Here is a 24,494-nt window from a genome sequence, read left to right as displayed (position 1 = left end):
GGCGACACCCGGGACCGTTACAATTACCGACTTTGTCGCAACGCTTGGAGCTCAACCTTCCGTGCCCGTTCTGCGTCTACCGCTTCTCCCTGCCGCGGCAGGTAAACAGCACTGGGGCAACCTGCCCGGTGCCGCCCTGAGCCTGGCCATTGCCGAGGCTGCCAGCGCAGCCAAGCGCTTTACCCTGCTCGTGACCGCCGACAGCCAAAGTGCCGAACGGCTGGAACAGGAGCTGAGCTTCTTCGCCCCGGATTTGCCCGTACTGCATTTCCCGGACTGGGAAACCCTGCCCTACGATCTGTTCTCGCCACACCAGGACATCATTTCCCAGCGCATCGCCGCCCTGTACCGGCTGCCGGAGCTGAGTCATGGCGTGCTGGTGGTGCCGATCACCACGGCCCTGCATCGCCTGGCGCCGACCCGATTCCTGCTCGGCAGCAGCCTGGTACTGGACATCGGCCAGAAACTCGACGTCGAGCAGATGCGCACCCGGCTCGAGGCCAGCGGCTATCGCTACGTCGACACGGTGTACGAGCACGGCGAATTCACCGTGCGCGGCTCGCTGATCGACCTGTTCCCGATGGGCAGCAAACTGCCCTACCGTATCGACCTGTTCGACGACGAAATCGAGACGCTGCGCACCTTCGATCCGGAAAACCAGCGCTCCATCGACAAGGTGGACACCGTTCGCCTGCTGCCGGCGCGGGAGTTTCCGTTGCAAAAGGATGCGGTCACGCGTTTCAAGGCGCGGTTCCGCGAGCGCTTCGATGTCGACTTCCGGCGCTGCCCGATCTTTCAGGACCTGAGCAGCGGCATCACTCCGGCCGGTATCGAGTACTACCTGCCGCTGTTCTTCGACGAAACCTCGACGCTGTTCGATTACCTGCCCCAGGACACGCAAGTGTTCTCGCTGCCGGGCATCGAGCAGGCGGCGGAAAATTTCTGGAACGACGTGCGCAATCGCTATGAAGAGCGTCGCGTCGATCCGGCGCGGCCTTTATTGCCGCCCGCCGAGTTGTTCCTGCCGGTGGAAGACTGCTTTGCGCGCCTGAAGGCCTGGCCACGGGTGGTCGCCAGCCAACAGGACGTGGAACCCGGCGTCGGCCGCGAGCGCTTCCCCGCCCGCGAACTGCCGAACCTGGCCATCGAAGCCAAGGCCAGCCAACCGCTGGCGGCGCTGGCCGGCTTCCTCGACGAATTCCCCGGGCGCGTGCTGTTCACCGCCGAGTCCGCGGGTCGTCGCGAAGTGCTGCTCGAATTGCTGGAGCGCCTGAAGCTGCGCCCGAAAACCGTCGACAGCTGGCCGGACTTTGTCGCCAGCAAGGAGCGCCTGGCGATCACCATCGCGCCGCTCGACGAAGGCCTGGTGCTCGACGACCCGGCCCTGGCACTGGTCGCCGAAAGCCCGTTGTTCGGCCAGCGCGTGATGCAGCGCCGGCGTCGCGAAAAACGCGCCGATGCCAACAACGATGCGGTGATCAAAAACCTCACCGAGCTGCGCGAAGGCGCGCCGGTGGTGCACATCGACCACGGTGTCGGGCGCTACCTGGGCCTGACCATTCTCGAGATCGACAGCCAGGCCGCGGAATTCCTGACCCTCGAATACGCCGAAAACGCCAAGCTGTACGTGCCGGTGGCCAACCTGCACCTGATCGCCCGCTACACCGGCAGCGACGACGCCCTGGCGCCGCTGCACCGCCTCGGTTCCGAGACCTGGCAGAAAGCCAAGCGCAAAGCCGCCGAACAGGTGCGCGACGTGGCCGCCGAATTGCTCGACATCTATGCCCGCCGCGCCGCTCGCGAGGGGTATGCCTTCGAAGACCCGAAAGCCGATTACGCGACTTTCAGCGCCGGCTTCCCGTTCGAAGAAACCCCGGACCAGCAAACCACCATCGAAGCGGTGCGCAGCGACATGCTCGCGCCCAAACCGATGGATCGCCTGGTCTGCGGCGACGTTGGCTTCGGCAAGACCGAAGTGGCGATGCGCGCGGCGTTCATCGCGGTGCACGGCGGTCGCCAGGTGGCGATCCTGGTGCCCACCACCCTGCTCGCCCAGCAACACTATAACAGCTTCCGGGACCGCTTTGCCGACTGGCCGGTGACCGTGGAAGTGATGAGCCGCTTCAAGTCGACCAAGGAAGTCAACGCCGCGGTCGCCGACCTGGCCGAAGGCAAGATCGACATCGTCATTGGCACGCACAAGCTGCTGCAGGACGACGTAAAGATCAAAAACCTCGGGCTGGTGATCATCGACGAAGAGCACCGATTCGGTGTGCGCCAGAAGGAACAGCTCAAGGCCCTGCGCAGTGAAGTCGACATCCTCACCCTGACCGCCACGCCGATTCCGCGCACGCTGAACATGGCGGTGTCGGGCATGCGCGACCTGTCGATCATCGCCACGCCGCCGGCCCGACGCCTGTCGGTGCGCACCTTCGTCATGGAGCAGAACAAGAGCACGGTCAAAGAAGCGCTGCTGCGTGAGTTGCTGCGTGGCGGTCAGGTCTATTACCTGCACAACGACGTGAAGACCATCGAGAAATGCGCCGCCGACCTCGCCGAACTGGTGCCGGAAGCGCGGATCGGCATCGGCCACGGGCAGATGCGCGAACGCGATCTCGAACAAGTGATGAGCGACTTCTACCACAAGCGCTTCAACGTGCTGATCGCCTCGACCATCATCGAGACCGGCATCGACGTGCCGAGCGCCAACACCATCATCATCGAGCGCGCCGACAAATTCGGCCTGGCGCAGCTGCACCAGCTGCGCGGCCGGGTCGGTCGCAGTCACCACCAGGCGTATGCTTACCTGCTGACGCCGCCGCGCCAACAGATCACCCCGGACGCAGAAAAGCGCCTGGAAGCGATCGCCAACACCCAGGACCTCGGCGCGGGCTTCGTGCTCGCCACCAACGACCTGGAAATCCGTGGCGCCGGCGAACTGCTCGGCGACGGGCAGAGCGGGCAGATCCAGGCCGTCGGCTTCACCCTGTACATGGAAATGCTCGAGCGCGCGGTGAAGTCGATCCGCAAGGGCGAACAACCCAACCTCGATCAGCCATTGGGTGGCGGTCCGGAAGTCAATCTGCGGGTGCCGGCGTTGATTCCCGAAGACTATCTGCCGGACGTGCACGCGCGACTGATCCTGTACAAACGCATTGCCTCGGCCACTGATGAAGATGGCCTCAAGGACCTGCAAGTGGAGATGATCGACCGTTTCGGCCTGTTGCCGGAGCCGACCAAGAACCTGATGCGCATCACCGCCCTGAAGTTGCAGGCCGAGTTGCTGGGCATAAAGAAAGTCGACGGCGGCCCGCAAGGTGGTCGGATCGAGTTCGCCACCCAAACGCCGGTCGACCCGCTGACCCTGATCAAACTGATCCAGAGCCAGCCCAAACGCTACAAATTCGAAGGCGCGACGATGTTTAAATTCCAGGTGCCGATGGAGCGCCCGGAAGAGCGCTTCAATACTGTAGAGGCGCTGTTCGAGCGCCTCATTCCGAAAACTGCTTGAAGGACGCCGCATGCGCCTGTTCCGCACACTGACCTTGTTGATGACGGTTTTGATATCGCTGTTCGTCTCTACGGCATTTGCCGATGATCTGTATCAGGTCGAAATGATCCTGGTGCGGCAAAACGCCGTGCCTGCCATTGTCAGCAAAGCCGCCCCGGAAGACTGGGCGGCCGGCGCCCAGCGCATCGACCCCGACAGCTTTCGCACACCGAGCCTCAATCCCGAAGTGGAAAAGCTCACCGCCAGCAACGACTACACGGTGTTGCTGCACAAGGCGTGGCAGCAAAACCTCGGTGAAGAAGCCACCAAAGTCGCGATCAGCGACGGACCGGAACAGTTCGGCCAATTCCCGATCGAGGGCACGCTGAGCCTGAAACTGGGGCGCTTTACCGACGTCGACGCGGATTTCTGGGTCAACCAGATCGACGCCAACGGCATGGTCACCGCCAGCGAACGCCTGAAGCAGGAAAGCCACACCAAGAACGGCCAGCTGAATTTCCTCGACAACGGCCACCTCGGCCTGCTGATCAAGATCACCTCGCTGACCGCCCCTGCGCCCCGGCCAGTCCCCGATGAAATTCCGGACTGATTGAAGTCCCTATGTCATCAACCCTGAGCAAACCCCTGGCACCTTCCTGGGTCAGCCGATTCAAGGAACAGAGCCTGGAGCGTGGCCGCCGCTACGCACTGGAAAATCGCGTCAGGATAGTCGAGGCCGGCGACGCCACCATCATCGCCGCCTGCGAAGGCTCTGGCGGTAACGTTTACCGTCAGACCATTCGCCTGCGCGAGTCGGCCAAAGGCACATTGCTGATGATCGACGCCCATTGCTCGTGCCCGGTCCACAGCAACTGCAAACATTGCGCGGCGGTGTTGTTGCAAGTGCAGGAAACCCTCGCCTACCCGGCCGCTGCCAAAGACGCCGAACTGCTGGAAAAGCTCCAGGCGGTGCTGGAAAACCGCAGCCCGAAAGCACCGCAAGTGCTGGTGGACAACGTGCAACCGGTGCCGCGCCTGTGGCTGGCGAGCGTCGAGTTCAGCGCCTTCGAACCACGCAACGGCAAGATGCAGCGCTACATCCAGCATCGCGCCGCGCTGTCGTTCAGCTACCTGGATGAATACGTCAGCGGGCAGAAAAACGCCGACGTGCTGATTCGCCAGGAAACCCAGACACTGCGAATAAAACGTCATCCGGAAATCGAACAGTCCTACAGGGAACAGTTGCGAATCCTCGGCTTCAGGGTCGCCACCCGGCAAAGCAAGGCCTTGCCCGAAAGCGCCGGCGAGCTGTTCGAGATGGTCAACGACAGCGCCTGGCTGACCTTTACCCTCAACGAACTGCCGAAGCTGCGCCTCCAGGGCTGGGAGTTGCAGATCGACGAGGACTTCGGTTTCGACCTGACCGCCGTGGACGACTGGTACGCCACGGTCGAACAGGCACCGGAACGTGACTGGTTCGACCTGGAACTGGGGATCATCGTCAACGGTGAGCGCCTGAGCCTGCTGCCGATCCTGCTGAACCTGATGCGCTCCCACACCGAGATCCTCAACCCGGAGCGCCTGGCCCGACGGCGCGACGACGAGCTGATCCTGGTCAACATCCCCAATCGCCCCAACTCCGAACACGGGCCGTTGCAAGTCGCCCTGCCCTTCGGCCGTTTGAAACCTGTGCTGGCGACCCTCGGCGAGTTCTACCTGCAAGAGCCCGGCGAGACCACCCTGCGCCTGAGCAAGGCCGACGCCACGCGCCTGAACCCGCTGGAAGACCTGCCGCTGCTGTGGGAAGGCGGCGAACAGATCCGCACTTTTGCCCAACGCCTGCGGGACATCAAGGACTACACGGCGACCGCGCCTGAAGACCTCAACGCCACCTTACGCCCCTACCAGCTGGAAGGCCTGAGCTGGATGCAGTCGTTGCGCCAGCTGGAAGTCGGCGGGATTCTCGCGGACGACATGGGCCTGGGTAAAACCCTGCAGACCCTGGCGCACATTCTCAGCGAGAAGAACGCCGGGCGCCTGGATCGGCCGTGCATGGTGGTGATGCCCACCAGCCTGATCCCCAACTGGCTCGATGAAGCGGCGCACTTCACGCCGCAGCTCAAGGTGCTGGCGCTGTACGGCGCCAGTCGCAAAAAACATTTCGACCAGTTGGCCGATTACGACCTGATCCTCACCACCTATGCGCTGCTGCCCAAGGACGTCGAACGGCTGGCGGCGCAGCCGTTGCACGTGCTGGTGCTGGATGAGGCGCAATACATCAAGAATCCCAACAGCAAGGCCGCCCAGGCCGCGCGCGAGCTGAATGCGCGCCAGCGCCTGTGCCTGAGTGGCACGCCACTGGAAAATCACCTGGGCGAGCTGTGGTCGCTGTTTCACTTCCTGTTGCCAGGCTGGCTCGGCGACGTGAAAAGCTTCAACCGCGATTACCGCGTGCCGATTGAAAAGCGCGGCAGCGAAGTCAGGCTGCAACACCTCAACGGTCGGATCAAACCCTTCCTGTTACGCCGGACCAAGGAACAGGTGGCCACCGAGTTGCCGCCGAAAACCGAGATCATCCACTGGGTCGAACTCAACGAAGCCCAGCGCGACGTGTACGAAACCATGCGCCTGGCGATGGACCAGAAAGTTCGCGACGAGATCACCCGCAAGGGGGTGGCCCGCAGCCAGATCATCATCCTCGAGGCGCTGCTCAAGCTGCGCCAGGTGTGCTGCGATTTGCGCCTGGTCAACGAAGCCACCCTGCCCGCGCGCGGCAGCACCTCGGGCAAGCTCGACAGCCTGATGGAAATGCTCGAGGAGCTGTTCGAGGAAGGACGGCGGGTGCTGCTGTTTTCGCAGTTCACCTCGATGCTGGCGTTGATCGAGGCCGAGCTGACCAAACGCGGTGTCGCCTACGCCCTGCTGACCGGCCAGACCCGCGACCGCCGTACGCCGGTGAAGGACTTCCAGAGCGGCAAGCGTCAGATCTTTCTGATCAGCCTGAAGGCCGGTGGCGTTGGCCTGAACCTGACCGAAGCGGACACCGTGATCCACTACGATCCATGGTGGAACCCGGCCACGGAAAACCAGGCGACCGACCGTGCGTATCGCATTGGCCAGGAGAAACCGGTATTCGTCTACAAGCTGATCGCCCGGGGCACGGTTGAAGAGAAGATCCAGCACCTGCAAAAAGAAAAATCCGACCTCGCGGCCGGCGTGCTCGACGGGCGCAAGGCCGGGGACTGGAAGTTGCAGAGTGATGATATCGAAGCGTTGTTTGCGCCGTTGCCGGAGAAGCTGGAGAAGCGCTGAAATTTGCAGTGCCCTGTAGATCGCCTTCGTCGGAACGCCGCCCGGAGCAGGCTCGCTCCCACACTGGATGTGTGTTGCCCACATTATTTGTGATCGACAAAAAAACCTGTGGGAGCGAGCCTGCTCGCGAATGGGGTCGACACGGACTCACTGCAGCCACGCTTTATCAGGACTTCGGCTCTGGCAGCGGTGCAAACAGCGCCTCAATATCACTCTGTTCAAGCTTCCACCCACCACTCGCCCCACCTTCCAGGACAGCTCCGGCCAAGGCTGCCTTCTCCTGCTGCAGCGCCTGTATTTTTTCCTCCACTGTCCCGCGCGCGATCATCTTGTAAACAAATACCGGCTTGTCCTGGCCGATGCGATACGCACGGTCGGTCGCCTGGTTTTCAACAGCCGGGTTCCACCACGGATCGAAGTGGATCACCGTATCGGCCGCGGTCAGGTTCAGCCCGGTGCCACCCGCCTTCAGACTGATCAGAAACAACGGCACTTTGCCGCCCTGAAAGTCTTTGACAGGCGTACGCCGATCAGTTGTTTCGCCAGTCAACAACGAATAACCAATACTGCGCTGCTGCAATTCTTCCTCGATCAATGCCAGCATCGAAGTGAACTGAGAGAACAGCAAAATCCTGCGGCCTTCGCTGAGCAACTCTTCGAGCATTTCCATCAGACCGATCAACTTGCCGCTGCCCGCACGAAGCGCTTTCGCCGTCAGAGGCATTTTGATCAGCCGCAGATCGCAGCAGACCTGGCGCAGCTTGAGCAACGCATCGAGGATGATGATCTGACTGCGCGCAACGCCGCTCCGGGCAATTTCGTCACGTACCTTCTTATCCATCGCCACGCGCACGGTTTCATAGACATCCCGCTGCCCGTCGCTGAGCTCGACCCAATGCACGATCTCGGATTTTGGCGGCAACTCGGTGGCCACCTGTTCTTTCTTGCGACGTAGCAGGAAGGGCTTTATCCGGGCCGTCAGATGCTGCATACGTTCGCTATTGCCGTGCTTCTCGATCGGAGTGCGGTAATCGCGATTGAAGGATTTGCTGTCGCCAAGCCAGCCGGGCAACAGGAAATGGAACAGCGACCACAACTCGCCCAGATGATTTTCCAATGGCGTGCCGGACAGACACAAACGCTGCCGGGCCTCCAGATCCCGGGCAGCCTGAGCAGCCTTGCTGAGCGGATTCTTGATGTTCTGCGCTTCGTCGAGAATCAGGACACTCCAGACCTGCGGCTGCAAAACCTCCAGATCTCGCAGCAACAACGCGTAGGTAGTCAGGACAAGATCGTATTCGGCAAAGTTCGCGAAGTCTTTTTGGCGACTGGTGCCATGCAACGCCAGCACTTTCAGTTGCGGGGTGAAGCGTGCCGCCTCGTCAAGCCAATTGGGAATGAGGCTGGTCGGCATCACCACGAGTGCTGGCACATCGAGCCTGCCGGCCTGCTTTTCCAACAGCAGATGGGCGAGGGTTTGCAGGGTCTTGCCCAAGCCCATGTCATCGCCGAGGATACCGCCGACTTCCAGCTCGCGAAGGGTTTGCATCCAGTTCAGGCCTTCAAGCTGATAAGGCCGCAACGTGGCATTGAGGCCTTCGGGCGCGGCGACATTTTGCTGAGTCGACTCACGCAAGCGTTTGGCAAAACTACGCAAGCGCTCGCCACCCTGCCAGACCAGCGGCAATCCTTCCAGCTCACTCAAGCGCGCGGCATCAGGGCCGTTCAGACGTAACGAGGCGCCGCTGTTCTCACCCAGATACAATTCGCCGAGCGTCGCCATCAAGGGCTTGATCCGCCCCAGGGACAAGGCAACTTTAATGCCTGGCCTGGCACCCAACTGTCCGCTGTTGAGATCGATCAGCACTTGATCGTCATCGTCACGCAAGGCCAGTTCTGCCCGGTTCAACAGGTGTGGTTGCCTGCGGATCAATTGCAGCAGGATGGGTAGCAGACTGTGGCGCTCACCGTTGACCACGATACCCAGCTGCAAGTCGAACCACTCATGCCCCGCAGATTCCTCGACGTCGGCATACCAGTGTTCTACCGGCTGCACATTGAAATGAAACCCGTCGTGGATATGAATCTGCCAATTGGCCTCTTTAAGTGCCGGAACGCCGGACTGGACAAAAGTCAGCCATGCCGAATCATCCGGCAAATCGAACATTTCCCCGGCGCTATCAGGTAACGCATCGCTTTTGCGGGTGGCCTTTTTCAAACCTTGTTTTTGCAAGGCCTGGCGCAAGGTTTTTTCGGCTGCGGGGTTACGCTGAATGCGCTGGGTTTCGGTGCCGGACAGTATCAATATTTCCGAGGATTTTTTGTCCTCCGTCAAATGACCGTTGTAGCTGAATGCCAACGCCGCACGGTGCTCGGGTTCGTACTTCCAGTGTCTTAAGCGCTTGGTGCTTGCAAGCGTCAGGCAGGCTTGGGGCTCGACGTCATTGACAATCCGTTCAGTCAACGCATGCGGTGGCGGCACGATTCGGGTTGCAGCGCCCATGCGATGGCTGAACTGCGCGGCCTGGCGCGCGGGAATATCAGGGGCCAGCGACAAATGACAGGCGAGTTTGTCATCCATTTCACTGCGCAGCGGTCCGACTTCCATCCGGTCGCGGTCCAGGTAGTACAAAGGCTCCAGCGCCAGGAATGTTTCCTCAGGCGTTGCGTCACTACGCCATTGAGGACGGAAGCTGCCGCTGGCGTGCTCGACCCAGGCAAAGTGCGCAGGCCTGCTCATCCCGAGCGCCAAGGGCTGCACTTGTGCAAAGTCGAGAAACAGTCGCGAAGTGCTCAACGCCATTTGCAGGATTTCGGCCCCGCTACTGCCTTGCAGGGGATACCCGCTGTAAAACGAATGATGGGAGTGCATTACAACCAGCAATCTGCCGATTCTCAGATCATGTTCGGTCAGATAACCCGGCTCTCGCATCAATGCGTCCGCTAGCGAGAACACCGGCTTGATGTCCTGCAAGCGGCCATCCTTGAGCTGACGGGCTTTATGAATTTCCAGCAACCATTTGCCGGCAGTCGACGTTGCCTTGAGTTTGTACACCCAGCAGGTGCCGGTGCCCTGTATAGCCTTTTGGCGATCCGCAGTCTCGGCAGGAATAGCGTCGAGCCAGCGTTCCAGGTCACGGTTCAGCTGAACGGTAGAAGTAGGTTTGAACGAGTCCGAAGGAAGATCCCGCAAGTTATAAAGCACGGTTGCGCAGTGCTTGCAATTGATCACCATGGGACACGAACAGCTGCAAATCAGCTCAAACTCACCCTTGATGTCTTCAACCAGTTCGATGGTTTGCTGGTAAATATTTCCTTGGGAACCTCGGCAGGTGGCGAGAACGAGGACATCCTCCATTTCCTGGATTTGCACCCGATTTTCTGCAGCATATCGCAGAGCCCTGTTCAGAGCGTTATGACTGAATTCTTCTGCCCACGGCAGCTCATGAAGTTGCTCGATGATGGTCAGCATAAAATCAACGCTTCTGAAAATGAATGAAGTTTGCCAGCTTAAAACTCAGCGTTTCAGCACCCGCGCCAACGTCGACGTCACCGTCTCCATCCCCTCCCGCAACGCCTGCTCGATCCCGGCCATGCCAATCACCGCCGTCGACTTGCCCGCCGCCAGGTTCACCACCAGCGCCAGGCAGGCGTAATCCAGTTCCAGCTCACGGGCCAGTGCCGCTTCAGGCATGCCGGTCATGCCGACGATGTCGCAGCCGTCGCGCTCCAGCCTGGCGATTTCCGCGGCGGTTTCCAGGCGCGGTCCCTGGGTGCAGCCATATACGCCCTGACCGCTATAACCAACGCCTTCGGCCGCCAACGCCGCCATCAGCTGCTGACGCAAATGTTCGCTGTAGGGGTAGCTGAAGTCGATATGGGTAACCTGTTCGAGGTTATCGGCGAAACAGGTGTGTTCGCGACCACTGGTGTAGTCGATCAACTGATGCGGGACGCAGAAATGACCGGTCACCATCGACGGATGAATCCCGCCCACGGCATTGACCGCGAGAATCGCCTCGGCTCCCGCCTGCTTCAGCGCCCAGAGATTGGCGCGGTAGTTCACCCGATGCGGCGGAATACGGTGCGGATGGCCGTGGCGTGCGAGGAACAGCACTTCCTTGCCGGCATACTCACCGATCTGCACCTCGGCCGACGGCGCACCGTAGGGCGTATCCACCGCCAGTGACTGGCGAATGTCCAGGCCTTCGAGTTGAGTCAGGCCGCTGCCACCGATAATCGCGTAAACCGTCATGTCGAAACGTCCTCAATCAATCAGTTGAGCTTCTTTGAGCGCGCCGACAGCTGCCAGCCAGCGCGGGTCCTGACGATATTCGATGTTGGCGAAGGCCTGGCCGCGCATCCGCGCAATGCGTGGCGACGGTTTGACTTTCAGGCGCTGGGCGGCGCTCAGCGCGAGCTCGGCGGCGGCGCGGTCGTTGCACACCAGGCCCATGTCGCAACCGGCCGTCAGCGCCGCTTCGATGCGACTGGCGGCATCGCCGACCACATGGGCACCCGCCATCGACAGGTCGTCACTGAAGATCACGCCGTCGAATTGCAACTCGCCGCGCAGGATGTCCTGCAACCAGCGGCGGGAGAAACCGGCAGGCTGGGCATCGACCTGGGGGTAAATGACGTGGGCCGGCATGACGGCGGCCAGTTGCTTGCTCAAGCGGGCGAACGGCACCAGGTCATGGGCGCGAATCTCATCGAGACTACGCTCGTCGTTGGGGATGGCAACGTGGGAGTCGGCCTCGGCCCAGCCGTGGCCGGGGAAGTGCTTGCCGGTGGCCGCCATGCCGGCGCTGTCCATGCCGCGGATGAAGGCACCCGCCAGCAAGGCCGCGCGCTCCGGGTCACCTTCGAACGAACGGGTGCCGACCACGGCGCTGCGCTGGTGGTCCAGATCCAGCACCGGGGCGAAGCTCAGGTCGAGGCCGACCGCCAGCACCTCGGTGGCCATGATCCAGCCGCACTGCTCGGCCAGGTACTCGGCATTCGGGTTGTCGGCAATGGCGCGCATGGCCGGCAGCCGCACGAAGCCCTGGCGCAGGCGTTGTACCCGACCGCCCTCCTGGTCCACGGCGAGCAGCAAATCGGGACGAATGGCGCGGATCGCGGCACTCAATTCACGCACCTGGCGCGGGTGTTCGATGTTGCGCGCAAAAATGATCAGGCCACCCACTTCGGGTTGACGCAACAGTTGGCGATCTTCGGCCGTCAGCCAGGTACCGGCGACGTCCACCATCAACGAGCCTTGCAGGCCAGCAGTCATATGAATTCCTTGAGAACGATGAACCCGGCTCGCACGCATTGGTCACCCCGGGTAATAGCCCGGCTGACGAAAACAATGGGGTGCAGGTTCGAAACGAGAGTCGGCATGGGCGCCCAGCTTAGCGGATGTCCGCTGCCGCGCCCACCCGTGCGGGGTCAAACCTTGGCGGCAATGGGTGTCGATTTGCTACGCGGACGCAACTGCGCGGCGGCCATGGCCGTGTCGGTCACGCCGGTTTCGGCGCGCATGCCGGCCGCGAGGAACGGCACCATCAGCCGCATGACCTGCTCGATGGAGGTGTTGACGCCGAAGTCGGTCTCGGCAATCGCGCGCAACGCCTTGATCCCCGACATGCTGAACGCCGCGGCGCCGAGCATGAAGTGCACCCGCCAGAACAGTTCGATCGGTGGAATCCGCGGCGCAGCCTCGTTGACCAGGGTCATGTAGCGGCGAAACACCTTGCCGTACATGTCTTCCAGGTAACGCCGCAAATGGCCCTGGCTCTGACTGAAGGCCAGGCCCAGCAAACGCATGAAGATAGACAGGTCATTGCCGCTGCGGGGCTGCACCACCAGGGCTTGTTCGACGAGGATTTCCAGCAGTTCTTCGAGGCTCGGCTTGTTTTCCGGCTTGGCCTGGCGACGCTCCAGCTCTTTGTCGAGGCTGAGACAGAACGGGCCGAGAAAGCGCGAGAAGACTGCCTGGATGAGCGCCTTCTTCGAGCCGAAGTGATAGTTCACCGCCGCCAGATTGACCCCGGCCTTGCTGGTGATCAGGCGCAATGAGGTTTCGGCAAAACCTTTTTCCGCGAACAACTGCTCGGCAGCATCGAGAATGCGTTCAACGGTTTCCGACTGGGCCATGGCTACTCCGCCTGACAAACACTTGTTTGAAACATACGTTTCAGCCCCGGGCTTGTCAAGTCTGGCGGTTCGTATCCGGAATGGTCGGTCAGCTATTTAACCATATATCGGCGAAGCTTTGATCAGCCAGCTGATCGACCGTCTGGCGGCGGGCAAAAAAAGGGGCATTGCCAAGACCGTTTCACTGTATATAATCCCAGTCACTGTATAAAAAGACAGAGCGATCAATATGCTAAAGCTGACGCCACGCCAAGCAGAGATTCTGGCCTTCATCAAACGCTGCCTCGATGACAACGGCTACCCGCCGACCCGCGCGGAAATCGCTCAGGAACTGGGTTTCAAGTCGCCCAACGCGGCGGAAGAACACCTCAAGGCATTGGCCCGCAAGGGTGCTATCGAGATGACTCCGGGCGCCTCCCGCGGCATTCGCATTCCCGGTTTCGAAGCCAAGGCCGACGAATCCACCCTGCCGATCATCGGCCGCGTGGCGGCGGGCGCGCCCATCCTCGCCCAGCAGCACATAGAAGAGTCCTGCAACATCAACCCGACGTTCTTCCATCCCCGCGCCGACTATCTGCTGCGGGTCCATGGCATGAGCATGAAGGACGTGGGGATTTTCGATGGCGACCTGTTGGCCGTCCATACCACCCGTGAGGCCCGCAACGGCCAGATCGTGGTCGCGCGGATCGGCGACGAAGTGACCGTCAAGCGCTTCAAGCGCGATGGCAGCAAAGTCTGGCTGCTGGCCGAAAACCCTGAATTCGCCCCAATCGAAGTGAACCTGAAAGATCAGGAACTGGTGATCGAAGGCTTGAGCGTCGGCGTCATTCGCCGCTAAAGGAGGCTTTATGCAGTTCCCACATACACCACAGCAAGCCCAGTTGCCGTTGTTCGAGGCGTTCATGATGCAACCGTTGGCGCCGATCCTGAAAGAGGTGGTCGAGTCGCCCTGGAGTGCCGAACCGGACGTTTTCAGCGAGCTGTCACTGCGTGGTGCGGCCGGGAACTGCCTGAACCTTCTGGCACCGATCCTCAGGGAGTTGAGCGAGGACCAGGACGCTCGCTGGCTGACCCTGATCGCCCCGCCCGCCAGCCTGACCCAGGCCTGGTTGCGCGATGCCGGCCTGAATCGCGAACGTATCCTGTTGCTGCAGCCCCGTGGCACCCAGAGCGCTCAGCAACTGACCTGCGAAGCCCTGCGCCTGGGCCGCAGCCATACGGTGGTCAGCTGGCTCAATCCGCTGAACTCAGCTTCACGCCAACAGTTGATCAACGCCGCCCGGATCGGGGACGCGCAAAGTCTGAATATTCGACTGGGTTAACTGGAAAACAGGGGATGCGCTGAGCAGCGCGGGGCTTCTCCAGGGATTGAGAAGCCGATAGGTAAAAGTAACCTTAATAAATCGACGGACGGGATCAATGAAGAACCCGCGTCCCCTGATCCGACTCGAATTCGCCTTCAACCAGGCGACCGGCCATCTGAACGCCGACGCTCAACATCGCCTTGGCGACCTCCACATGCTGGCCTTGCAGGAACGCCTTGGCATCCTCGGAGAAATCCAAAGTCACCAGAGAACCCTCGTCCTCGGCCCTGCGCAGCTCGATACGGCCGTCTGGTAGCTCGACAATTTCTAAAAAGGACGTTGGCATAAGGATGAGTTCTCCAAGAAAGGCGGGGATTATATAGGCATCTTCCCGGCTTCGCTCGGGATCTTGACCAGATGTCATCACTCAGGGAAATTTCCCACAACACACTTCCCTGAGCTAAACCTGGCCAGACACTCAGTTTTTCAGCACTCGTTCAACCCTTCGCGAAACCGGATCGCCAGGCCCTTGAGGTTCTGACGCCAGCTTTCCAGCTCTTCCCGGCTCAACTCCTGAGGCGCCTCTTCTTCATCCAGGTTTACGGCCAGGATCAGGGGCTGGGTTACATCGCCTTTTGGTTTGTGCGGGGCCCGTGGCGGCTGGAACAGCGCCGCATGGGCGGCCAGCAGCTTGGCCAGCCAGGTTTCGGGATTCTGCGCGAGCTCGACCATTTCGGCCATTTCAGGGATGGCGATGGTTTCCAGCACTTCCCGGGTCAGCAGCATCTCCGCCCGCGGCGCATTGGCCTGGGGCAGGCGATAGAAACCGGCGATTTCATGGCACAACCCCAGCAGCGCGCCATACAGGTGAAACAACGCCGATTCGCGCCCCGCCTGGATCAGCGCCAGCGAGTTCATCGCCCGCCCCTCTTCAGCCTTGGCGAGCGCTTCGAGCGACAGGCCGGCAAAATAAATCTTCTGGTTGGTACGGGTATAGAGTTCGTGGGCCATGACGGCAGCCTCCACAACGAAATAATTGCTTCACGCAGGTCAGACAGTGTCGTGGATCACCTGCGCCTCCCGCAAGCACAAAACACAAAGGCCGCATGCACACCCAAGGGTGGTCATGCGGCCTTTGGTGCCTGTAGGAGCAAGCTTGCTCGCGAAAAACCCGAGGGCGGCGCGTTCATCCAGACAGCGCGCGTTATCGTTGACGTCCATCGCGAGCAAGCTCGCTCCCACAGGTGAACGCGTCCCCCCCAGACAACCTCCGCTAACGCTGACGCCGTCTGCCTGCCTGTAGGAGCAAGCTTGCTCGCGAAAAACCCGAGGGCGGCGCGTTCATCCAGACAGCGCGCGTTTTCGTTGACGTCCATCGCGAGCAAGCTCGCTCCCACAGGTGAACGGCGCCCCCCCAGACAACCTCCGCTAACGCTGACGCCGTTTGCCTGCCTGCCTGCCTGTAGGAGCAAGCTTGCTCGCGAAAAACCCGAGGGCGGCGCGTTCATCCAGACAGTACGCGTTATCGTTGACGTCCTTCGCCGGCAAGCCGGCTCCTACAGGGACCGCGTGTTCAATCAGACAGCATGTTTCAGGCCTTGGCGGTTTTTGCCGGGCGCTTGTCTTCGACTGTCCACTTGCCGCCGTCGTAGTACGCCTTCCAGCCAGTCGGCTTACCGTCGACTTCAGTCTGCACGTACTGCTCTTTGGTCTTGCGGCTGTAACGGATCACCGCTGGCAGGCCGTCCGGGTCTTTCTTCGGTGCTTCGCACAGGAAGTGGTACTTCGGATCGATCTCGTCCTTGTGCGGCACGATTTCCATGACCAACGGCGCACGGGTCTCGCGGTTTTTCGGGAACTGGCTGGCGGCCAGGAACAGCCCGGAAGCCCCGTCGCGCAGGATGTAGGTGTCGTTGACCTTTTCGCATTTCAGCTCAGGCATCTTCACCGGGTCCATCTTCGGCGGCGCCGCATCACCGCTTTTCAGCAGTTTGCGGGTGTTCTTGCAGGTCGGGTTGGTGCAGCCGAAGAACTTGCCGAAACGGCCGGTCTTGAGTTGCATCTCGCTGCCGCACTTGTCGCATTCCAGGCTCGGACCTTCGTAGCCCTTGATGCGATAACTGCCCTCTTCGATTTCGTAGCCGTCGCAATCCGGGTTGTTGCCGCAGATGTGCAGCTTGCGCTTCTCGTCCAGCAGGTAAGCGTCCATCGCCGTGCTGCAGATCGGGCAACGATGCTTGCCACGCAGCACCAGCGACTCCGACTCACCCTCGTCGTCCGCCGCGATTTCATCGCCTGGCACCAGGTTGACCGTAGCCTTGCAGCGTTCTTTCGGCGGCAGGCTGTAGCCCGAGCAACCAAGGAACACGCCGGTCGACGCGGTACGAATCTGCATCGGACGACCGCACACCACGCACGGAATGTCGGTCATCACCGGCTGGTTGGCACGCATGCCGCCTTCGGCGCTTTCGGCCACTTCGAGCTTCTTCTTGAAGTCGCCGTAGAACTCGTCGAGCACGTTTTTCCAGTCGCGTTCGCCCTGGGCCACGTCATCGAGGTTCTCTTCCATGCCGGCGGTGAAGCCGTAGTCCATGAGATTGGAGAAGCTCTCGGCCAGGCGCTCGGTGACGATGTCGCCCATCTTTTCCGAATAGAAACGACGGTTGTGCAGCGCCACGTAGCCGCGATCCTGAATGGTCGAAATAATCGCCGCGTAGGTCGAAGGACGACCGATGCCGCGTTTTTCCATTTCTTTTACCAGGCTCGCTTCCGAATAACGCGCCGGCGGCTTGGTGAAATGCTGGGTCGGATCAAGCTTGATCAGCTTCATCGCGTCGCCCTGGGCCATGTCCGGCAGCACGTCGTCGTCGCCTGGCTTGGCAATCTGCGGCATCACCCGGGTGTAACCGTCGAACTTGAGGATGCGGCCCTTGGCGCGCAGCTCGAAGTCGCCGGCACCGACGGTGACCGTGGTCGACAGGTATTGCGCCGGCAGCATCTGGCAAGCGAGGAACTGGCGCCAGATCAGCTCGTAGAGCCGCTCAGCGTCACGCTCCATGCCCGTCAGCTTGCTTGGCTCGGTATTGGCATCGGAGGGACGAATCGCTTCGTGAGCCTCTTGTGCGCCTTCCTTGCTGCTGTAGACGTTCGGGTTTTCCGGCAGGTACTTCTTGCCGAACTCCCCTTCAATATAAGTGCGCGCCATCGTCACGGCATCGGCCGAGAGGTTGGTGGAGTCGGTACGCATGTACGTGATGTAGCCCGCTTCGTACAAACGCTGGGCCATCATCATGGTCTTCTTCACCCCGAAGCCCAGACGGTTGCTCGCGGCCTGTTGCAGGGTGGAGGTGATGAACGGCGCCGACGGCTTGCTGCTGGTCGGTTTGTCTTCGCGCTTGACGATGCTGTAGCTGGAAGCCTTGAGCTTCTCCAGCGCGGCCATGGCCTGGGCTTCGTTGAGCGGTTTGAAGGCTTCACCCTTCTCGCGGGCCACGTCGAAGCGCACGGTAGCGCCCTTGGCGGTGCCGAGGTCGGCGTGGACTTCCCAGTATTCTTCCGGGTTGAACGCACGGATTTCCCGCTCACGCTCAACGACCAGTTTTACCGCAACCGATTGCACGCGACCGGCGGACAGGCCACGGGCGACCTTGGCCCACAGCAGCGGCGACACCATGTAACCGACGACGCGGTCGAGGAAACGACGCGCCTGCTGGGCGTTGACACGGTCGATGTCCAGCTCGCCCGGCTTGGAGAAGGCTTCCTGAATCGCCTTCTTGGTGATTTCGTTGAACACCACGCGCTTGTAGCGGGTGTCGTCACCCCCGATGGCTTCGCGCAGGTGCCAGGCAATGGCTTCCCCCTCGCGATCCAAGTCGGTTGCGAGATAGATGGTGTCAGCATCCTTGGCGAGCCGGCGCAGCTCCTCGATGACTTTTTCTTTGCCCGGGAGGATCTCGTACTTGGCTTTCCAGCCATGATCGGGATCGACGCCCATGCGCGAGACCAGCTGCTTGCGCGCTTTCTCTTTCGGCGTGAGCACCGGACCTTCACCCGCGGCGGCCTTGCCGCGCTTGGCGGCAGGCTCTTTACTGGCGCTAGCCGAACCGCTGGTGGGCAGGTCTCGGATATGGCCGATACTCGACTTCACCACGTATTGGTTACCCAGATACTTGTTGATGGTCTTGGCCTTAGCCGGGGATTCCACAATGACCAGCGATTTGCCCATGGATCAGAAAATTCCTGAATTCTAGAAGTGAAAGGCGGTTGGCGCCTGACGCGGCACCGCTATATATAGTGGCTGCAAGGTGAGGTCAAGCGCGAGGTTCTGCGCTCACTCGGCTTTATGCTTGGGAAAAATGCTCTTTTCCGCTTTCACCAAAGCAAAGCGTGGCACCTGTTCACCGTCAACCTCGACCGACTCAACGAACATGCTCAAGGAACGCACGCCAAAGGTGTAATTGCCATACAGGGCTTGATAGAAGACCATTTCTTCGTCGGTTTCCGAATCCAGCGCGACAGCGTATACACGGTAATACGGACCTTTGAAATGTTGGTAGAGCCCCGGTTGGATCGGCATGCTTTGGCCCTCGCTCAAATCTTTTCAAAATAAAAACAAAAAAAATCCGGAAAAACAAAAACCGGGGCACTTGGCCCCGGCTTCCTTCAACGAAACGCTTAAACGCGTTCGAAGACGGTGGAGATGCCTTGGCCGAGACCAATGCACATGGTGGCTACCCCGAAGGTGCCGCCATTCTGCTTCATCACGTTCAACAGGGTGCCGGAGATACGGGCACCGGAGCAACCGAACGGATGACCCAGGGCAATGGCGCCGCCGTGCAGGTTAACCTTCTCGTTCATCTTGTCGAGCACTTTCAAATCTTTCAGCACCGGCAGGGCCTGTGCGGCGAAGGCTTCGTTGAGCTCGAAGAAGTCGATATCGTTGATGCCGAGGCCTGCGCGCTTCAGTGCTTTGTGCGTCGCCGGTACTGGACCATAGCCCATGATCGCCGGGTCCACACCGGCCACCGCCATCGAGCGGATCACCGCCAGCGGCTGGATGCCCAGGTCCTGGGCACGTTGCGCCGACATCACGATCATGCACGAAGCACCGTCAGTGATCTGCGACGAAGTACCGGCTGTCACGGTGCCACCTTTCGGGTTGAACGCTGGCTTCAGAGCGGCCAGGCTTTCCAGGGTGGTTTCCGGACGAATGGTTTCGTCATAGTCGAACAGTTTAAGGAAACCGTTCTCGTCGTAGCCCTGCATCGGGATGATTTCGTCCTTGAACTTGCCTTCCACCGTCGCCTTTTGGGCGAGCTGGTGGGAACGCAGGCCGAACGCATCCTGTTGCTCGCGAGTGATGCCGTGCATTTTACCCAGCATTTCCGCGGTCAGGCCCATCATGCCCGAGGCTTTCGCCGCGTACAGCGACATGTGCGGGTTCGGATCGACACCGTGCATCATGCTCACGTGGCCCATGTGCTCGACGCCGCCCACCACGAACACGTCACCGTTGCCGGTCATGATCGCTTGCGCGGCAGTGTGCAGGGCACTCATCGACGAGCCACACAGGCGGCTGACGGTCTGGCCCGCCGCGGTGTGCGGTATCTGCGTCATCAGGGACGCCATGCGGGCGATGTTCCAGCCCTGCTCCAGGGTCTGGTTCACACAGCCCCAGATCACGTCTTCGACTTCGTTCGGGTCGACCTTGACGTTGCGTTCCAGCAGTTTGCTGATCAGGTGCGCCGACATGTCTTCGGCGCGGGTGTTGCGGTGCATGCCGCCCTTGGAGCGGCCCATCGGCGTACGACCGAAGTCGACAATCACGACGTCTCTAGGATTCAAGCTCATAAAATTTCACTCTCGCTCTAGTGTGGGCGCTTAACCGAAGAACCGTTGGCCGGTTTTGGCCATTTCACGCAGTTTTGCGGTCGGGTGGTACAGCGCGCCCAAATCAGCGTACTGGTCAGCCAGGGCAACGAACTCGGCCACACCGATCGAATCGATGTAGCGCAGCGCACCGCCGCGGAATGGAGGGAAACCAATACCGTAGACCAGGCCCATGTCGGCTTCGGCAGCGGTCTCGACGATGCCGTCTTCCAGGCAGCGCACGGTCTCCAGGCACAGCGGGATCATCAGCCAGTTGACGATGTCTTCGTCGGTGACTTCGCGCTGTTCGAACACGATCGGCTTGAGCACTTCCTGCACCGACGGGTCCGCGACTTTCTTCTGCTTGCCGTTCTTGTCGGTCTCGTAGGCGTAGAAGCCCTTGCCATTCTTCTGGCCCAGGCGCTTGGCTTCGTAGAGCGCGTCGACGGCCGAACGGCGGTCGTCTTTCATGCGGTCCGGGAAGCCTTCAGCCATCACGTCGCGACCGTGGTGGCCGGTGTCGATGCCGACCACGTCCATCAGGTACGCCGGGCCCATCGGCCAGCCGAACTTTTCCATGACCTTGTCGATCCGGACGAAGTCCACACCGGCGCTGACCAGCTTGGCGAAACCGCCGAAGTACGGGAACAGCACGCGGTTGACCAAAAAGCCCGGGCAGTCGTTGACGACGATCGGGTTCTTGCCCATTTTCTTTGCGTAGGCCACGGTGGTGGCGATGGCCAGCTCGCTGGACTTCTCGCCACGGATCACTTCCACCAGCGGCATCATGTGCACCGGGTTGAAGAAGTGCATGCCGACGAAGTTTTCCGGACGCTTGAGGGCCTTGGCCAACAAGGTGATGGAAATGGTCGAGGTGTTGGATGCGAGGATGGTGTCCTCTTTGACGTTGTCTTCCACTTCAGCCAGCACGGCTTGCTTGACCTTGGGGTTCTCGACGACCGCTTCGACGACCAGGTCGACGTGACCGAAGTCACCGTAGGACAGGGTCGGACGAATGCCGTTGAGCACTTCGGCCATTTTCGCCGCGGTCATGCGACCTTTATCAACGCGGCTCACCAGCAGCTTGGCGGCTTCAGCCAGGCCTTGCTCGATGCCGTGCTCGTTGATGTCCTTCATCAGGATCGGCGTGCCTTTGGAGGCCGACTGATAAGCGATACCGCCACCCATGATGCCGGCGCCCAATACGGCAGCCTGCTTCACGTCCTTGGCGATTTCGTCGTAGGCCTTGGCCTTTTTCTTCAGTTCCTGATCGTTCAGGAACAGACCGATCAGGCTCTGCGCGGCAGAGCTCTTGGCCAGTTTGACGAAACCGGCGGCTTCGACTTCCAGCGCCTTGTCACGACCGAAGTTCGCGGCTTTCTGGATGGTCTTGATCGCTTCGACCGGCGCCGGGTAGTTCGGGCCCGCTTGACCGGCGACGAAACCCTTGGCGGTTTCGAACGACATCATCTGTTCGATGGCGTTGAGCTTGAGCTTTTCCAGCTTCGGCTGACGCTTGGCCTTGTAGTCGAATTCGCCGGAGATGGCGCCCTTGACCAGGTTCAGTGCGGCTTCCAGGAGTTTCTCCGGGGCGACCACGGCGTCGACGGCACCGACTTTCAGTGCGTCTTCGGCGCGGTTTTCCTTACCGGCGGCGATCCACTCGATGGCGTTGTCGGCACCGATGATGCGCGGCAGGCGCACGGTGCCGCCGAAGCCCGGGTAGATGCCCAGCTTGACTTCGGGCAAACCGATCTTGGCGGTGTTGGCCATGACGCGGTAGTCCGCCGCCAGGCACATTTCCAGACCGCCACCCAGGGCGATGCCGTTGATCGCGGCGACAGTCGGGACATTCAGGTCTTCGAAATCGCTGAAGATCCTGTTGGCTTCGAGGTTGCCTGCCACAAGCTCTGCATCGGGCAGCTTGAAGTTCTCGACGAATTCGGTGATGTCGGCGCCAACGATGAACACGTCCTTGCCACTGCTGACGATCACACCCTTGATCGAATTATCTGCCTTGATGGTGTCTACGGCCTGACGCAGTTCGTTCAGGGTTAGACGGTTGAACTTGTTGACGGACTCACCCTTGAGATCGAAATTCAATTCGACGATGCCACTTTCAAGAGCCTTAACCGTGATGGCTTTACCTTCGTAAATCATCAACTGATCTCCACGATATGGAAGCTGAACAGTACACGTCGGACGCAGGCAAATGGCTTGGCAGGGACGGTTATCGTCAATGCTACGCCCATCCACCCGGCACACCCGCCAACGCGATAGTCGGGATTCTGTAGGAGCATTCTGTAATACAAACGCTCAATTCATACGCCCGTTTGATTTGGGTATGCCACCTTCACGGAATTTCCGACAATTGTCAATCGCCCAAAATACTGGTTGAAGTGCGACTTTACGGTCACTTCCGTACCACGAAGACCTGCAACACGCGTATGCATGTACGGCCATTCATAGGATCAATTGTTAGAAAAGTCGCCCTAAAACGCGGCAGGCTGCGTTTAACAGGCTACGCTGGCGGGGAGACGGGATATTTTTCAACGCTTTGGGTGAACACCCGCCGCACAATCTATGTGACAAGTAATTTCCGGCCTGCCTGGCCAACTTCCGCCCGATGATGATGTCGGGCTTTTTATTGCCCAAAATCACCCGATCCCCCTGTGGGAGCGAGCCTGCTCGCGAAAAACCTGAGAGCGCCGCGGGGTACCAGCCTTACCGCGTTATCGTTAACGCCCCCCCTGTAGGAGCGAGCTTGCTCGCGAAAAACCTGAGAACAGCGCGGGGTATCAGGCTCCCCGCGTTATCGTTGACGCCCCCCCTGTAGGAGCGAGCTTGCTCGCGAAAAACCTGAGAACAGCGCGGGGTATCAGGCTCCCCGCGTTATCGTTGACGCCCCCTGTAGGAGCGAGCTTGCTCGCGAAAAACCTGAGAGCACCGCGCGGTGTCAGACTTCCCGCGTTTTCGTTGACGACCATCGCGAGCAAGCTCGCTCCCACAGGGGGGCGGCAGGGGATCGGGGTTCAGGCCAGGGCTTTGAGGGTGGCGTCGATTTGCTGCAGGACGTCAGCTTCGCCCTTTTCGCCCCAGTACAGGGTGATCATCTGTTTGTCCGCCTCGACCTTGTACACATTGCCCGGCAATTTTTCGAAATGATTGAGCAGCACAGGATCCTCACAGACCTCCTGCCACTGATTCACCCACAACCCGGGGGATTTTTGCCAATAGCTCCAGCACGCTGGCTGATTGCCACGCCGTGGCCTATGGTATTGCGCGCACGGGCTCGGCGGCTCCGGGCTGAGCCAGTGTGGCCAGTCCTGAGGCGCCAGCTGCATGGCCAGGCCGATGCGCCGCGCCTCCATGCGCAGGGCCATGCGCCCGCTCTGGCCACGGGACGGTCGCAACCATGCCAGCGGGCTCAGGACCACTAACAGGATTGACACCACTATCCAGACCGTCATATCTGTACTCCGGTTTTTGAATGCACGGTTTTAGATGCATCGTTTTTAGATGCATCGTTACGACATGCATAAATTTTGCAGCGCTTTTCAACGCACCGCTTTTAAATGCACCGATCTTAAATGATCGCGCCAGGTCACCTTGAGACCAATACGCGTGAAACCAGCCATACTTACCTATATTGCAATCCTCAGGAGGAGCACCTCATGCCCTACAACCACATCCTGGTCGCTGTAGACCTGACCGAAGAGTGCGACCCTGTCATCCACCGCGCTCGCGAGCTGTCGGTGAGCAACGGCGCCAAGCTGTCCCTGGTGCATATCGTCGAGCCGATGGCCATGGCCTTCGGCGGCGACGTGCCGATGGACCTGTCACAACTGCAACAACAGCAGTTCGATCAGGCCCGGGAGCGTCTGGACCGACTCATCGTCAAATACCCGGAACTGTCCAAGGAATACAGCCACCTGACCTACGGCCAACCCCGCCAGGAGATTCACCACCTGGCCAAGGAGCAAGGGTGCGACATGATCGTGGTCGGCAGTCACGGACGGCACGGCCTGGCGCTGCTGCTGGGCTCCACCGCCAATGACGTGCTGCACGGCGCGCCGTGCGACGTGCTTGCGGTGCGCCTGCAAAACAAAAGCTGACCACACGCCGTCCCCTGTAGGAGCGAGCCTGCTCGCGATGGTCGTCAACGATGACGCTTGAAACCTGGCACCCCGCAGCGCTCTCAGGTTCATCGCGAGCAAGCTCGCTCCTACAAGATGGTCGTCAACGATGACGCTTGAAACCTGGCACCCCGTGGCGTTCTCAGGTTCATCGCGAGCAGGCTCGCTCCCACATTGGATCTGCGAAAGGCTGTAGACCGTGCTGCATACGAAAAGCCCGGCGTTCATCACGAACGCCGGGCT

18 protein-coding genes and 1 pseudogene are annotated in these 24,494 nt (G+C 60.5%); 7 read left to right on the top strand and 12 right to left on the bottom strand.

Going from position 1 to position 24,494, the window contains the following annotated elements:
- The first annotated feature begins 61 nt into the window (after positions 1-61).
- Genes mfd through J2W17_RS30385 form a run of 3 tightly spaced genes read left to right on the top strand, consistent with a single transcriptional unit; the run spans position 62 to position 6,802 of the window.
- The gene (gene mfd / locus J2W17_RS30395) at positions 62-3,511 is read left to right on the top strand and encodes a transcription-repair coupling factor (protein ID WP_307343846.1); all 3,450 of its coding nucleotides are present in this window, start codon (positions 62-64) and stop codon (positions 3,509-3,511) included.
- A gap of 10 nt (positions 3,512-3,521) precedes the next feature.
- Entirely contained in the window at positions 3,522-4,100 is a 579-nt protein-coding gene (locus J2W17_RS30390) for a CsiV family protein (protein ID WP_307343843.1), read from the top strand.
- Positions 4,101-4,111: 11 nt separating this feature from the next.
- Positions 4,112-6,802 (top strand): DEAD/DEAH box helicase, encoded by a 2,691-nt coding sequence (locus tag J2W17_RS30385; protein ID WP_307343840.1) that lies wholly within the window; start codon positions 4,112-4,114, stop codon positions 6,800-6,802.
- A 166-nt stretch (positions 6,803-6,968) separates the two neighbouring features.
- On the opposite strand, the gene J2W17_RS30380 is transcribed toward J2W17_RS30385, so the two are convergent.
- Positions 6,969-9,305: a DEAD/DEAH box helicase gene (locus J2W17_RS30380; protein WP_373460066.1), complete on the bottom strand. Its 2,337-nt coding sequence runs from the start codon at positions 9,303-9,305 to the stop codon at positions 6,969-6,971.
- Positions 9,306-10,016: 711 nt separating this feature from the next.
- On the opposite strand from J2W17_RS30380, the gene J2W17_RS30375 reads away from it, so the two are divergent.
- Entirely contained in the window at positions 10,017-10,301 is a 285-nt protein-coding gene (locus J2W17_RS30375; protein WP_307343834.1) for a hypothetical protein, read from the top strand.
- An 18-nt stretch (positions 10,302-10,319) separates the two neighbouring features.
- Here J2W17_RS30375 and J2W17_RS30370 read toward each other — a convergent pair whose 3' ends face one another.
- The 3 genes from J2W17_RS30370 to J2W17_RS30360 form a co-directional block, all read right to left on the bottom strand.
- The gene (locus J2W17_RS30370; protein ID WP_307343831.1) at positions 10,320-11,057 is read right to left on the bottom strand and encodes an S-methyl-5'-thioinosine phosphorylase; all 738 of its coding nucleotides are present in this window, start codon (positions 11,055-11,057) and stop codon (positions 10,320-10,322) included.
- 12 nt (positions 11,058-11,069) lie between these two features.
- On the bottom strand, positions 11,070-12,068 hold the full coding sequence (nagZ, locus tag J2W17_RS30365; RefSeq protein ID WP_307343889.1) for a beta-N-acetylhexosaminidase: 999 nt from the start codon (positions 12,066-12,068) through the stop codon (positions 11,070-11,072).
- A gap of 167 nt (positions 12,069-12,235) precedes the next feature.
- On the bottom strand, positions 12,236-12,943 hold the full coding sequence (locus J2W17_RS30360; protein WP_307343827.1) for a TetR/AcrR family transcriptional regulator: 708 nt from the start codon (positions 12,941-12,943) through the stop codon (positions 12,236-12,238).
- A gap of 229 nt (positions 12,944-13,172) precedes the next feature.
- Here J2W17_RS30360 and lexA point away from each other — a divergent pair, with 229 nt between their 5' ends.
- Together lexA and sulA are read left to right on the top strand one after the other, a co-directional pair.
- A complete protein-coding gene (gene lexA, locus J2W17_RS30355) occupies positions 13,173-13,781 on the top strand; it encodes a transcriptional repressor LexA (RefSeq protein WP_128870862.1) in 609 nt (202 codons plus the stop codon).
- Positions 13,782-13,791: 10 nt separating this feature from the next.
- Positions 13,792-14,265: an SOS-induced cell division inhibitor SulA gene (gene sulA, locus J2W17_RS30350; RefSeq protein ID WP_307343821.1), complete on the top strand. Its 474-nt coding sequence runs from the start codon at positions 13,792-13,794 to the stop codon at positions 14,263-14,265.
- 94 nt (positions 14,266-14,359) lie between these two features.
- Here the strand turns inward: sulA and J2W17_RS30345 are convergent, their stop codons facing one another.
- The 8 genes and pseudogenes from J2W17_RS30345 to J2W17_RS30310 all read right to left on the bottom strand — a co-directional run bounded on the left by J2W17_RS30345 (position 14,360) and on the right by J2W17_RS30310 (position 23,585).
- Positions 14,360-14,593: a hypothetical protein gene (locus J2W17_RS30345; RefSeq protein WP_307343818.1), complete on the bottom strand. Its 234-nt coding sequence runs from the start codon at positions 14,591-14,593 to the stop codon at positions 14,360-14,362.
- Between the two features lie 140 nt (positions 14,594-14,733).
- Complete coding sequence (locus tag J2W17_RS30340) at positions 14,734-15,258, bottom strand: DUF6586 family protein (RefSeq protein WP_307343815.1); 525 nt, start codon at positions 15,256-15,258, stop codon at positions 14,734-14,736.
- Between the two features lie 580 nt (positions 15,259-15,838).
- Positions 15,839-18,472, bottom strand: a complete 2,634-nt coding sequence (gene topA, locus J2W17_RS30335) for a type I DNA topoisomerase (RefSeq protein ID WP_307343812.1) — start codon at positions 18,470-18,472, stop codon at positions 15,839-15,841.
- Between the two features lie 105 nt (positions 18,473-18,577).
- Positions 18,578-18,823 (bottom strand): DUF1653 domain-containing protein, encoded by a 246-nt coding sequence (locus J2W17_RS30330; RefSeq protein WP_307343809.1) that lies wholly within the window; start codon positions 18,821-18,823, stop codon positions 18,578-18,580.
- Between the two features lie 98 nt (positions 18,824-18,921).
- Positions 18,922-20,097 (bottom strand): acetyl-CoA C-acyltransferase FadA, encoded by a 1,176-nt coding sequence (gene fadA / locus J2W17_RS30325; RefSeq protein ID WP_154977847.1) that lies wholly within the window; start codon positions 20,095-20,097, stop codon positions 18,922-18,924.
- A 30-nt stretch (positions 20,098-20,127) separates the two neighbouring features.
- Positions 20,128-22,275: a fatty acid oxidation complex subunit alpha FadB gene (gene fadB / locus J2W17_RS30320; protein WP_307343804.1), complete on the bottom strand. Its 2,148-nt coding sequence runs from the start codon at positions 22,273-22,275 to the stop codon at positions 20,128-20,130.
- Between the two features lie 749 nt (positions 22,276-23,024).
- Positions 23,025-23,102 (bottom strand): annotated as a pseudogene (locus J2W17_RS30315) (outer membrane lipoprotein carrier protein LolA); the annotation flags it as partial.
- Positions 23,103-23,147: 45 nt separating this feature from the next.
- Positions 23,148-23,585 (bottom strand): hypothetical protein, encoded by a 438-nt coding sequence (locus J2W17_RS30310; protein WP_307343801.1) that lies wholly within the window; start codon positions 23,583-23,585, stop codon positions 23,148-23,150.
- 204 nt (positions 23,586-23,789) lie between these two features.
- Here J2W17_RS30310 and J2W17_RS30305 point away from each other — a divergent pair, with 204 nt between their 5' ends.
- Entirely contained in the window at positions 23,790-24,230 is a 441-nt protein-coding gene (locus tag J2W17_RS30305) for a universal stress protein (RefSeq protein WP_137807672.1), read from the top strand.
- Positions 24,231-24,494 lie beyond the last annotated feature (264 nt).

Origin of the sequence: Pseudomonas lini (genome assembly GCF_030812475.1) — a bacterium.
Classification (GTDB): Bacteria; Pseudomonadota; Gammaproteobacteria; order Pseudomonadales; family Pseudomonadaceae; genus Aquipseudomonas; species Aquipseudomonas lini_A.
This window is presented reverse-complemented; position numbering and strand designations above follow the sequence as displayed.

Excerpts from the sequence above, each read along its gene's own strand:
- sulA (WP_307343821.1), top strand. The coding sequence starts at position 13,792 with ATGCAGTTCCCACATACACCACAGCAAGCCCAGTTGCCGTTGTTCGAG.
- J2W17_RS30360 (WP_307343827.1), bottom strand. The coding sequence starts at position 12,943 with ATGGCCCAGTCGGAAACCGTTGAACGCATTCTCGATGCTGCCGAGCAG.
- J2W17_RS30380 (WP_373460066.1), bottom strand. The coding sequence starts at position 9,305 with ATGGGCGCTGCAACCCGAATCGTGCCGCCACCGCATGCGTTGACTGAA.
- fadB (WP_307343804.1), bottom strand. The coding sequence starts at position 22,275 with ATGATTTACGAAGGTAAAGCCATCACGGTTAAGGCTCTTGAAAGTGGC.
- topA (WP_307343812.1), bottom strand. The coding sequence starts at position 18,472 with ATGGGCAAATCGCTGGTCATTGTGGAATCCCCGGCTAAGGCCAAGACC.
- J2W17_RS30390 (WP_307343843.1), top strand. The coding sequence starts at position 3,522 with ATGCGCCTGTTCCGCACACTGACCTTGTTGATGACGGTTTTGATATCG.
- J2W17_RS30385 (WP_307343840.1), top strand. The coding sequence starts at position 4,112 with ATGTCATCAACCCTGAGCAAACCCCTGGCACCTTCCTGGGTCAGCCGA.
- J2W17_RS30370 (WP_307343831.1), bottom strand. The coding sequence starts at position 11,057 with ATGACGGTTTACGCGATTATCGGTGGCAGCGGCCTGACTCAACTCGAA.
- fadA (WP_154977847.1), bottom strand. The coding sequence starts at position 20,097 with ATGAGCTTGAATCCTAGAGACGTCGTGATTGTCGACTTCGGTCGTACG.
- J2W17_RS30305 (WP_137807672.1), top strand. The coding sequence starts at position 23,790 with ATGCCCTACAACCACATCCTGGTCGCTGTAGACCTGACCGAAGAGTGC.
- J2W17_RS30340 (WP_307343815.1), bottom strand. The coding sequence starts at position 15,258 with ATGGCCCACGAACTCTATACCCGTACCAACCAGAAGATTTATTTTGCC.
- lexA (WP_128870862.1), top strand. The coding sequence starts at position 13,173 with ATGCTAAAGCTGACGCCACGCCAAGCAGAGATTCTGGCCTTCATCAAA.
- J2W17_RS30310 (WP_307343801.1), bottom strand. The coding sequence starts at position 23,585 with ATGACGGTCTGGATAGTGGTGTCAATCCTGTTAGTGGTCCTGAGCCCG.
- J2W17_RS30330 (WP_307343809.1), bottom strand. The coding sequence starts at position 18,823 with ATGCCGATCCAACCGGGGCTCTACCAACATTTCAAAGGTCCGTATTAC.
- J2W17_RS30345 (WP_307343818.1), bottom strand. The coding sequence starts at position 14,593 with ATGCCAACGTCCTTTTTAGAAATTGTCGAGCTACCAGACGGCCGTATC.